The sequence below is a fragment of the Pseudoalteromonas sp. L21 genome (assembly GCF_021728035.1).
GTDB lineage: Bacteria > Pseudomonadota > Gammaproteobacteria > Enterobacterales > Alteromonadaceae > Pseudoalteromonas > Pseudoalteromonas arabiensis.
On the sequence record NZ_JAKKCV010000003.1, the window covers coordinates 197,092 to 208,955 of the forward strand.

The 11,864-nt window shown below is 40.3% G+C and carries 9 protein-coding genes; 3 read left to right on the top strand and 6 right to left on the bottom strand.

Features of this window, described 5'->3' with window-relative positions; genetic code table 11:
- Positions 1-2: 2 nt before the first annotated feature.
- Positions 3-908 carry a DMT family transporter gene (locus L3V41_RS09750; RefSeq protein ID WP_237127638.1) on the bottom strand — a complete coding sequence of 302 codons (906 nt, stop codon included), beginning with the start codon at positions 906-908 and terminating at the stop codon, positions 3-5.
- 399 nt (positions 909-1,307) lie between these two features.
- On the opposite strand from L3V41_RS09750, the gene L3V41_RS09755 reads away from it, so the two are divergent.
- Positions 1,308-2,510: an aromatic amino acid transport family protein gene (locus L3V41_RS09755; RefSeq protein ID WP_193988599.1), complete on the top strand. Its 1,203-nt coding sequence runs from the start codon at positions 1,308-1,310 to the stop codon at positions 2,508-2,510.
- A gap of 70 nt (positions 2,511-2,580) precedes the next feature.
- Here L3V41_RS09755 and ggt read toward each other — a convergent pair whose 3' ends face one another.
- Together ggt and L3V41_RS09765 are read right to left on the bottom strand one after the other, a co-directional pair.
- Positions 2,581-4,239 carry a gamma-glutamyltransferase gene (ggt, locus tag L3V41_RS09760; RefSeq protein ID WP_237127639.1) on the bottom strand — a complete coding sequence of 553 codons (1,659 nt, stop codon included), beginning with the start codon at positions 4,237-4,239 and terminating at the stop codon, positions 2,581-2,583.
- Positions 4,240-4,294: 55 nt separating this feature from the next.
- Positions 4,295-4,858: a GNAT family N-acetyltransferase gene (locus L3V41_RS09765; protein ID WP_062570583.1), complete on the bottom strand. Its 564-nt coding sequence runs from the start codon at positions 4,856-4,858 to the stop codon at positions 4,295-4,297.
- Between the two features lie 50 nt (positions 4,859-4,908).
- On the opposite strand from L3V41_RS09765, the gene L3V41_RS09770 reads away from it, so the two are divergent.
- Complete coding sequence (locus L3V41_RS09770; protein WP_062570582.1) at positions 4,909-5,277, top strand: hypothetical protein; 369 nt, start codon at positions 4,909-4,911, stop codon at positions 5,275-5,277.
- A gap of 46 nt (positions 5,278-5,323) precedes the next feature.
- Here L3V41_RS09770 and L3V41_RS09775 read toward each other — a convergent pair whose 3' ends face one another.
- A complete protein-coding gene (locus L3V41_RS09775) occupies positions 5,324-7,546 on the bottom strand; it encodes a TonB-dependent receptor (RefSeq protein WP_237127640.1) in 2,223 nt (740 codons plus the stop codon).
- Between the two features lie 509 nt (positions 7,547-8,055).
- Between L3V41_RS09775 and L3V41_RS09780 the strand changes: the two genes are divergently transcribed.
- Positions 8,056-8,646 (top strand): LuxR C-terminal-related transcriptional regulator, encoded by a 591-nt coding sequence (locus L3V41_RS09780; RefSeq protein WP_083515360.1) that lies wholly within the window; start codon positions 8,056-8,058, stop codon positions 8,644-8,646.
- Here the strand turns inward: L3V41_RS09780 and L3V41_RS09785 are convergent.
- Together L3V41_RS09785 and L3V41_RS09790 are read right to left on the bottom strand one after the other, a co-directional pair.
- Positions 8,627-9,475 carry a hypothetical protein gene (locus L3V41_RS09785; protein ID WP_237127641.1) on the bottom strand — a complete coding sequence of 283 codons (849 nt, stop codon included), beginning with the start codon at positions 9,473-9,475 and terminating at the stop codon, positions 8,627-8,629. The two genes, L3V41_RS09780 and L3V41_RS09785, sit on opposite strands and share 20 nt — an antisense overlap.
- Positions 9,465-11,864, bottom strand: coding sequence for a fimbria/pilus outer membrane usher protein (locus tag L3V41_RS09790; protein WP_237127642.1), 2,400 nt, complete (start codon positions 11,862-11,864; stop codon positions 9,465-9,467). Before L3V41_RS09790 ends, L3V41_RS09785 begins: the two co-directional genes overlap by 11 nt.

Consider the following 11,864-nt stretch of genomic DNA (forward strand, 5'->3'; position numbering starts at 1 on the left):
TCCTAACCCAAGCCTACTGGCTTTAAACGCTTAATGCGTTTTAGCCACTTATCTCCAAACTGAAAACAAGCAAGGCTCAACATAATAATGGTTGCACCGACAATAAGTGCGTGATCTATTGTTTCGTTATTGAGTATTCCACCAATGGCAATTGCAAAGCTAGGCGTAATAAGGGTGGTTAGTGCCACCGTACTTGCGTTTAACTTTTGCAATACATGAAAATAAGCTAATGCGCCAATGAGCGACCCAAAGACACCCAAATACATAATTGAATACAACGATTTTGCGCTCCACATATGGCTATTAAACTGCCCATCAACAACTAACCATGTAATAAAAAACAAAGGGGTTACAAAAACTAAAGCACCAAACGTTGTCGCCATCGGATGAATCGCTATTTTAACCCGCTTGATCATTACACCACTTAAGCTAAAAAAGCATACCGCCATGAATACATATAACAGACCACTTAACTGCTCTACACCCCCCTGAATGTGACGCTGACTGACTAAAAACAGCCCTATTAATGCACACCCTAAGGAGGCGAGTTTTATGCCACTGAATTTAGGTTCGTTAAGGATTTTTTGGGCTAGTAGCCCAGATAAAATAGGCGCCAAACCAAACATCAAAGAAATTAACCCAGATGGAACAGTTTTAGCTGCCATGTAGCTAAGTAGCATACCGCCAAAAATACCGATACTCGAATAGCCATACAAAAATAACGCACGACGGTGCCAAGGCACACGAATATTAGCCACGGCAACCACGAAAGCAGCCAACACTAACCCCACCAGCATTCGTAATAGAACCGCTAAGGTAGGAGCAACAGTTTCACTACTCCAAACAATACCCAATGGAGTTGTAGACCAAATAACCACCATGAAAAAATATGAGGCTTTTACTGACACACGCTTATTCCTATAAGAGGCGAAAAAAGCGGAAGAAAATTAGAGAGAATAACCAACCGCTTTGAACGCGGTTAGTAATATTTACTTTATTAACCGCAGAGCACAACTGACCACACGACTGACATTAGCAGGTGCGTATTACAATTATTTGGTCGGTTATTTAGCTGCATTATAATAATTAAAAGTAAATTGAAGAACATTAAGAATCCGACTAAATAATGGTTTTGTCAATACGTGTTGATAAACTTTATCGAATAAAATTCAGCCACTAACTCACACTAGGTTTGCACTTGTAAATCATAAGTTACATTTAATTTCTTTGATTTATAACAAAACTATTTAAGTTTTATGAAACAAGTTATATCTTGCTTGCCTCTCACGAAGTTTAAGGGGCAAGAAGTGCTTAAAAATAAAACAATCGGCAGCATGTTAATTGTTGCTGGCACCACCATAGGTGCAGGGATGCTGGCATTGCCCATCGCCTCCGCAGGGCTTGGTTTTACAACAGCGTTATCACTCATACTCATTACATGGGCTTTAATGACCTACACCGCACTACTTATGCTTGAGTTGCATCAGTATGCCGACAGAGACGCCACACTCAATACACTCGCAAAGTCTTGGCTGGGCAAGCGAGGACAGTGGGTGGCTAATTTTTCAGTGATGTTCTTATTTTATGCGTTATGTGCCGCGTATATCGCAGGCGGCGGTGCGCAACTACAAGAGAAACTCAACAATGGTCTATCAATGTCTTTAGCACCACAAGTTGGCTCGGTCGTATTAGCGATTGTGATTGGCACGGTTGTCACGCTTGGCACCAGTAAGGTCGATAAGCTTAATCGCGTGCTTTTTACCATCAAAGTATGTGTGTTAGCGAGCTTATTTTATATGCTTACCCCTTATGTTCATGGTCAGCATTTACTCGAAATGCCGCTTGAGCAAGGACTGATTCTATCGGCCATTCCTGTGGTATTTACCTCATTCGGTTTTCATGGCTCTATTCCGTCCATTGTGAAATACGTAGGCTTAGATATTAAAACACTGCGTAAAGTAATGATTGCAGGTGCTGCTCTGCCTCTTGTTATTTATATTTTCTGGCAACTTTTAAGCCAAGGAATGATGAGTCAAAGCGATTTATTGCAAAGTCAGGGATTGCCAGGGTTTGTAAGCAGTGTTGCAAGCATCGCACACAGCCCTCATGTAGCAACGGCTGTTAACATTTTTGCAGACTTAGCACTGGCGACCTCTTTTCTTGGGGTAAGCTTAGGTCTATTTGATTTTTTTGCAGACACCTTCAAAAAAGGTGACGGCAGTAAAGATAGAATTAAAACCGCATTAATTACCTTTTTACCGCCTTTGGGGTTTGCCTTATTTTATCCTCAAGGTTTTATTATGGCGCTAGGCTATGCCGCCATTGCATTAGTGATCTTAGCCGTATTTTTACCTGTTGCTATGGTTTATAAACAACGTTGCAGTCACTCTAATACGGGTTATCAAGTTAAGGGCGGAAATATAGGTTTAGTGTTAGCTGCATTATTTGGTGTATTGATTATCAGTGCTCAAGGCGCACAAATGGCGGGACTTATTCCAGCTATTGGTTAAGCAAGTCAAGCTCAAGTAAAAAAGCACCCGAGGGTGCTTTTTTACTGTTTGCTGCAAACCATGAAACAAGCTAAAACACCATGGCCTTACCGCGACCAGATGCTTCAGAGGCAGCATCTAGCTTACCTTCTTTGTTAATAATGACATGCATATCACCAAAACGGCGTTCATTGAGTGTATAGCCCATTTTCTCAAGCGCTTTTACTACACTTGGCTCAAAACCGCTATGATGTCTAATGACATTTTTTGGCCATAATTGATGATGGAATCGCGGGCTATTTACGACTTGCTCTGCGGGCATATTAAACTCAACAGCATTTAAAATAGACTCGTAAACTGAACTAATAATAGTTGTACCACCAGGAGAGCCTGTGACCATTTTAACTTTGTTATCTTTTAATAGCATTGTTGGTGTCATTGAGCTTAGCATACGTTTATGAGGCTGGATCTCGTTTGCTTCTCCGCCTAGAGCACCAAACACATTCATCACCCCAGGTTTGGCGCTAAAGTCGTCCATTTCGTCATTCAAAATAAACCCGGCCCCTGAGACAACAACACCGCTACCAAAACTTAAATTTATTGTCGTGGTATTCGCAACCGCATTTCCCCACTTGTCCATAATAGAAAAATGCGTGGTTTGCTCACTTTCATGAAGCCCTGGTTTGATATTCTCGGTCGTGGAAATTGCATCAGGGCGAATGGTACTTGCACGTTTTGCAAGGTAACTATCGGCTAATAAAGCTGTTTTTGGTACATCATAAAAGTCAGGATCACCTAAGTACTCTGCACGGTCAGCAAACACACGTTTACCTACCTCAGAAAGTATGTGTACATAAGTGGTTGAGTTATGCGCAAGCGGCTCTTTAGGTTTGGCAAGGTCATACATTTTCAACCATTGCAAAATAGCAATACCACCAGAACTTGGTGGCGGCGACGTTAATACTTCAAAGTCACGCCATTTGCCTTTTATAGGTGTGCGAGACTTTGCTTGATACGCTTTTAAATCTTGCTCGGTAATGATCCCGCCATGTTGCTTCATAAAGCTTGCAATAATTTTAGCTGTTTCTCCCTCATAAAAGCCGGCTTTACCTTGGTCACGAATGCGCTTTAAAGTTGCCGCTAATTCTGGTTGTTTAAAAAGCTTATCGGCTTTTGCATCGGCAAAATAATCAGCAAAATTAACCTTAACCGATTTTTTCGCCATGCGTGCAATATAGCGCTCGATACTCCCTGCCAGCTTTGGATGGACAATAAACCCGCCTTCAGCGAGCTTTAGTGCAGGCTCAACTAAGGTTTTCCATTCTAGTGTGCCATGCTTCTGGTGTGCTAACCACATACCCGCCACACTACCGGGAACGCCACTTGCGTGAATACCATACACAGACATGTTATCAATCACATTACCTTTTTCATCAAGATACATATCACGATGAGCCCCAGCAGGGGCTGTTTCACGGTAGTCGATAAAGTCCCCTTTGCCCTCTTTTTGGATCAGCATAAAACCGCCGCCGCCAATATTTCCTGCCTCTGGTAGAGTAACAGCTAGTACAAACTGAGCAGCAATGGCGGCATCTACGGCATTTCCCCCTTGCTCTAAAATGGCGCGTGCAGTATCACTGCTGTAGCTGTCAGGCATGGCAACCGCTGCTTGCTTAGCAAACAACGATGTGTGAAAAAACAACACGGTAGCTACACATAACCCAGCCGCATACTTAGTTAAATTTGGCATGACACTTCCTTTTTTGATTTTATTTTAAGCATTAATACATGCCAGAGCATGCAAATCAATGAGTTGCGCTCAAAGGCGCTAATTGCTCTTTTGAGCACGAATAAAGCACTGCGGGTAACTCGCCGTGCTCATCACTATGTTGGTATTCTTTTACAAAACTAAGGCCCAGTTTTTTCATTACGTTTATTGAACCTAGGTTATCCTTTAATGCTGTTGCAGACAGGGATTTGACCTCTTTAAACTGGCTTACTGAGTGTGCAACAGCAAGTGCAGCTTCTGATGCGTAACCTTTGCCCCAGCTTATTTGTTTAAATCGCCAACCAATCTCTAGGTCACTATAATCAGGCTGTTCAAAAAAGCCCATGGGTCTCACTAGCACCCACCCTATAAACGTATTACTTTGAGTGATATTCACTTGCCACAACCCCCATCCTTTTTGTTCATTACGATAGGCATTCAAACGCGGAATAAATACGTCTTTGATCGATTGCAGCGAGGAGGTCTTGCCTCGTGTTAAGTACTTCATAACATCAGGGTCGTTATCAAGCTCATAAAGTAGCTGGGCATCATTTTCATCCATTAACCTAAAACTCAGACGCTTTGTTCTAGCTATGTTCATTTTTAATTGCTTATACTTATTTGAATGTTCATGAACCATTAGAGGAAAATATGAATAAATTAGCAAGCTTAGTTTTATTAGGTTGTGTAGCCTTAACAGGTTGCGAAGATGCCAACGAAGCTAAAAAGGACGCTGCCGAAGCAAAAGAAGAAGTAAAACAAGCACTAAACGATGCGTGGGATGAAGTAAAAGATACCACCAATGAGTTTAATGATGAATCTTTACAAGAGCTTCTGGAAGAAAGTAAAAAGATGGGATTAAACATGTATGATGATGGTAAAGAAATTGCCATCGACGCATGGATTGAGAGCAAAGAAGCTGCTGGCGAGCTATCAGAAAAAACCAAGCAAAAAGCAAGAGAACTTGCTGAAGAGCTTAGAGAAGCACGTGAAAAACGTGAGCAAGAAAGTAATAATTAATAAAAAAGGGTAAGCAACTGCTTACCCTTTTACTTTACTGGTTAGACTATAGTTCAAAGTCTTTTTTGAATTTAAGACCAAACTCACTACGGTCATTGCTACGCATCACACCGACAAAGCCCGATTGCTGCAATCGACCTACATCATAAACTTCATTCAATACGTTTTCGCCATACAAGGTTACTTCAAAGTCACCGTATGGGTTTAAGTAAGAAATATTGAAACCTACAAGTTCACGTGACTCAATGTGTTCGCTTTGATTAAACACAGATTGACCCTGCATATCGCTGCGATATGAGTAATTCGCGTTAATAGCCAATGTACCGCCATTGCTTAAATCCATGAAGTAAGAAGGCGCAAGCATCACGGTCCATCGAGGAGTCAAAGCTGGAGAGTCACCTTTACCGATCCCCATTACGCCATCATCCACTTCTGTGATCTCTGAATCAAGATAACCAATGGCACTGCGCAGAGTAAAATCATCAGTTATGGCTATGGTTGTTTCTAGTTCAATACCCTGTGCTTTAGACTCACCGGCATTTTCAACAATCGTGACAAATCCGCCACCGGCTGTTGGATCTGAAAATGGTAGCGCTAAATCTGTGTAATCAGTTACAAATACAGCTAGCATCATTGAGATATTTTCGTGTACTTGTCCTTTTAGACCCACTTCATAGTTAATTGCTTTGGTTTCATCAAATGATACAAATTGATCTGGGCCGCCAAATGGACGAGGAGGAAAACCGCCTGTTTGATAGCCTTTTTGAATTTGACCATACAAGTTCATGTCATTTGACAGCTGATACGAGGCGTTGATATCCCATGTTACAGCATCAAAATCTGCGCTCACGAACTTACGTGATGGGAATGAAGGGAAAAGTGCATCAGCCTCTTTTTTATCTTTTGAATAACGAAGACCACCCCCTACTGTCAGCTCATTAGTCAGATCATAGCTTGCATTGATGTACGCTGCATACGAGTTTGTTTCTTGGTTAATATCAAAAAAGCCATAGTCGCCAAATGATGGAGTAACTCCGTCATTTAATAACCCATTAGGCGTGTTAAATGGACTAAATACAAATGGACCAGAGCTGGTGAAGCCGTCTTCATTAAAGAAATATAAACCTGAAACGAAGTCCATATTGTCGAAACTACCATTCAACTGAATTTCAAATGAGTACTGATCTGCACCACCTTCTTCAGGAAACTCTGATAAGTTGAGTGCGACAGCGTCATCATCAAGGCCCCCTTCGTACTCTGACGTACGATAACTTGTAATAAACTTAGCGGTATAAGTATTGTTGATATCCCAATCAGCAATAAGTGACGTACCCCAACCAGAATAAGCGGTTGACTCGATACCTGCTACAGTCGTTGCCAAATCATCCGGATCGCTTGGTAGCATGTCTGCTGTCAATAACGGGAAATCGCCGTTAAATGGATCGCTTGCATCCAGCGGGCTTGTAAGCTCAATAGTGTAAGGTGATTGGCCTGACTCGTTATCAACCCCATCTAAAGAGAAAGTTAACGATAAGTCATTGCTAGCCTGCCACTTAAGTGCCATACGGCCACTTAACTCTTGCTCTTCCCCGATCTCTTTTTCTGGATTGGCAAGATTAATAGCTTCACCAACACCATCACGCTGTTTATATGACACACTTGCCGACATACTAAGTGTATCAGTTAAGCTGTTGTTGAAATAAACATCACCTGCCAAACGACCACGGCTACCTACTTTAGCTGTTGTTGTAATGGTACCTTCATCACCTGGTTGCTTAGTAATAATGTTTACCGCGCCACCAAGCGTGTTGCGCCCATATAACGTACCTTGTGGGCCACGTAACACTTCAACACGATCAACATTAGGTAGTGACAGGTTTGAGCCCATTTGACGACCTAAATAAACACCGTCGAGGTAAACACCGACACCAGGATCTGTGGTGATCACATGATCTTGCAAACCTATGCCACGGATAAATACAGAAGCATGTGCTGCATTACCGACACCATAACGCGTAATATTCAAATTTGGCACATACTTACCAATGTCTTCCAAATTACTCATATTCGCTTTATCAATAAGGTTTTCACCTATTGACGTAACCGCTGTGGGTGATTCAAAAATACTTTCGGTACGCTTACGCGCTGTTACTTCTATTTTTTCGAAAGCATCTTGTTTAGCGGTGGTTTTTTCTTGTTCAGCTAGTGCTGATGTAGATAAGGCGGCGAATATCGCGACACTTATTTGTGAGAGATGACGTAATTTCATTTAAACTCCAAAGGATACCGTGTGTGTTTTTTGCCTGTGAATTTTAGGCATAAAAAAAGATGCTTAGCGTTAAGCATCTTTCCCTTGGAGGGATATTATATGTCAGTTTTGTGAAAACATGTATAATTTTTTTAAAATTAATGAAAAAGTGTATAAAAAAACCTCTTTTTGTTTCATGTTCAGATGAAGCAACTAAACATAACGCATTAGAAAACTAAACTAAAATAAACGCTTATATGAATAGATTTCATGAATAGTGTATAGACAAAATATCACCAACATTAATAATAGAGTAATTGCTTAACAGTTCAAGGTTTTAAGGCAGTCTTTGAAGAAATAAAGGAATATTTTACCTCTCGATTTAGAAAAAAATTTATATTTTTATTACTAAAAATGTCTAAAACAGCTAAACACCAGTACTTTTTAACTATCGCAATGTCTCAATCTAATAGTTGAAAACCATTCATTAAAACTATATTTTTACGGTAATTAATAATACTGGTGTGGATATGGATAATCTCGTTAATAGAAAAAACAACAAGTCTTACTCTGTGTGTTCTCTATCTTATTGTGTTGCTGATGAAAGTGAAACATTACTTATAAATTTTGACTCCCTCAATATACTTACAACACAAGAAATGATAGCTCAATTTATGAACGCACGTGGTTACACTAATCTAGTGATTTTTAATATTCCTTACGATGCTGATGTAACCTCCCTCAAAGAGTGGCCAAAATTAAAAGGTTTATTTTATCAAGGTACTGAGGAACATATTTTCAAACAAGGCCTAGAAGCGATTGGAAAAGGGGATTTATGGTTTCCACGAACAGTGTCTGACACGTGGATGAGGGAATTACTTGCATCTGAAGAAAAAACGACTTTGCAATCTAATAACCTCACTTTTAAAGAGATTAAAGTTCTTAATTTACTTTGGGGTGGTGCAAGCTCCCCACAAATTGCAGATTCGTTGTTCATCAGTGAAGCAACTGTGCGTGTTCATTTACATAAAATCTACCAAAAGATAAATGTTAAAAATAAGCAAAAAGCCCTGCAATGGTGCGAAAAGAACTTAAGTAAATTTAGTAGTTCAGCGGACTAATTTGGAACCTAACTGTATCGGAATAATGACCTGCAGCTTGATTTTGAAATTGGGCCAACTTTATTTTTAGAGGTAATAAAAAAACAGTTTGATCCGAAAACGAAAATGTTTTTACTGAGCGCTGTTTAAGATCGATATTTCTTCCATTCATTATCAAGGAATAGTCAATAGCAAAGCGACTTTGGTAGAGAGTGTGTATTAACTTCCCTTTATTCTCGGAATCAACTTTTATAGCGACATCTGCGTTTGTAACCACTTTCAGTGTGGGTAACATCGTGTATTCTTTATTCGCAACTAACTCTCCAAGATTAACAACGTTATGTGAACTACTGAAACCTAACAATGATAAGGACACATTGGCAGGTATGTTCACGTCAACGTTGAGTTCGTAATCATCCAACACCTCATTATTTTCATTCATTAATTGTAATGTTAGCCGATCACGATACTGACCTGCTTTGACGGGTGTACCAGCCGCTATAGTAAGCGCAAAGCTAGTTTGACCGTCTTCAACGGCTAATCTGCTTACTTGACCACTCAATAGCGAACTTGAAGAGGCAATATGATAAGGAATATGTTGATGTTGCCCGATAAATTGGAAGTTATTTTCACTACTTAGAGCCACATAAAGTGTGCAATCATCAGTGGCTGTCGTATAAAGTGTGAGCTGTTTTTCTGCGTCCGTTCGTTGTAAGGAATGATACCCAGAGAGATTATCAACACCTTGCTGAATACTTTCTATTGTCGCATCACATGTTGCCCAACTGGATAAAGGCATGAGCAAGAAAATTAGTATCGATTTTTTAGCTAAACGCATTTTACTGAACATAAATAACCCCTTTTCTTTGTAATTGTTGACCCTTTATCACGTCGATTAAAAGCGTTTTGTGAGTGACGCTTTTCAAAGAAATCTGGTACTGACAAGGTTTAAGACCTGTTAAAGCAAAACGTCCGCTTTTACTGGTAAAGAATGTAAGAGGCTTTGCTGCTTCTTCATCAATACATTTTGCAGTACCCACTTGTAATGCCAAAGGCTCGTTTTCAGTTGTTTTCAGCGTTGCAATGATAGAAATATTTGCATCGGTGCCAACGGTCACAACATGGCCGCTCTTGTATGAAGGATAAAATGTGATTGCACCCGCCCCAATATCATAGCCAGGTGCTAAATCATCAACATCTAGGGTTACTGTGGAATTATCGTAAGCGTTGATATCACTCAGTAATATTGTATTAAAGTCAGCATTACTTGCTCTGTACTGCGATTCTGTTCTACCTAAACTGATCTTTTTGCCGGATAAACTACTATGGGCAGATACTAAGGCAAAACTATCTTCAATTGGCTTTCCAACAGTCCAACTTGTATTTGCAAATGCAAGACTTGCTGCACCACTTAAGCGGCTTTGATGATAGGCTGTACGCGAGTTTAACTGTTTGTAATACGTTCCGTGATCAAAGCTTGCTAGAAAACGGTTAGCATTGTATTGGGTATTTAGATCAAAAATAGCTTCGTTTAGCTCATTCCTTTCAAGTCCAGAGCGAACGCTCAATGCGCCTACATATCGTTGATTACCATCTTGATTAAACTCAAAGCGAGTCTTATCACGTTTAGATTGATGGCTAAGCTTCACCCGTCGCGTATTTGAAAACTTATAAGTAATAGAGGCACTAACCCCCCATTGCGACTGTGCATTTATATCTTCCCACTGCCCGCCAAGTGAATAACGCCATTGATGGTTAAATAGCTCTGAAGAGAGCACAAGACCTGCTGATTTATCGAACTGTGCTTGATCATGACGTCGTGAAAACGTGGAGTACAAGGATGTTTGCATTCTCATTTCGGACACAATATTAAGGTTAGCTTGAATAAAATGCTCTCTTTGGCTTAACCCGTCACTTTGTAATCCAGAAAAACTTTGCCTACGATAATCTCGATTTGTGTATTCATAGCCCAATGTAAAGTCTACGCCATTATATGATGGGTCATTAAACGTGCTATAAACTAGGCGATAGGCATAGCCATCATTTAAACTTAAGGTATTTTCAAAAGCTAATTGACCTAGTGGTGTGGCATAGATTTGTTTTAAACCAATTTGCTGAGCATCTTCATTACCTTGTGCTGACATACCTATAGTCCAACTTGGCGTCACGCCATAATCTAAATACGAAGACAGTAGTGGTTTTTCCCAAGCATAAGTTAATTTATCTCGTAGTGAGCTTGGAAAACCTAAATGGACCTCATATTCCAGTTGCCCTTGTGCAAACAAATCTAGACCTGTGGTCACTGTAAAATTAACCAGTCGAACCACACCTGCGCTATCCGTTATTCGCAGCACAATATTGTTATTACCTTCGTCAAGAGGGATATCGTTCAATGAGTAAATACCTGCAGCTAAATTCAAACGTTGTACTAAACGATCATCCACAAGCACGTCAACTGATGAGGGAGACTCAAGCGTAAAGCTTTGTGATGCACTTGGCCGAATCGGCCTGTCAGAAACAAGAGAGAAATCATGAGCAAGCGATAGCCCTAGCATTCTAGTAGTGGATTGAAAATAACTTCCAGAACTATAGTTATCACCAATAGAAACGCGCATCCCTTGCTCAGGTAAGTCATGAATTAAACGTGTCCCAAGACGTTTAAAGTTACTTTTTTTATCATTTGACTCATATTCGGCTTCGTTCTCTAGTACCCAACTGTGGAAGTTTATAACTCCTTCGGGTCTTACAGTCAGTTGCCTTTGCGTTAAATCTCGTTCTTTATCTAGTTGATACAAATAGCTTGAGCGTAGATTTAAATAGCCGCTCACGGAGGCTGGTTTTGTGGGTTTTAAGCCTTGACGATAGGACATCACACTTAGGCTTTTAGGCTTTGTCATTAAAAGTGGCACAGTTATATCTAAACTAAAATCGAGCATAGAGAACGCCACTTCAATGCCTATCTTTTCTAACTTATCAACATCAATAAGCTGCTGTGAGTTAGCTTGGTTGGCAATATTTTCTAGGCTTTGCGCGAATAACATTGGCGCAAAATGTGGCTCAATCTCAGGCCACTTCAAAACTAACTTATCCTTTGGTGTAACAATCAATGTAATGCTGCCAATCGCGTTTTTATTAATCCGTGTATCAACCGTTAATTCAATAGGCTCTGATGTGGGGTTGATCTGCCCATATATAGGTGCAGCCAAAACGAAGAAAACAAAGCAAATATAGGCACGCAT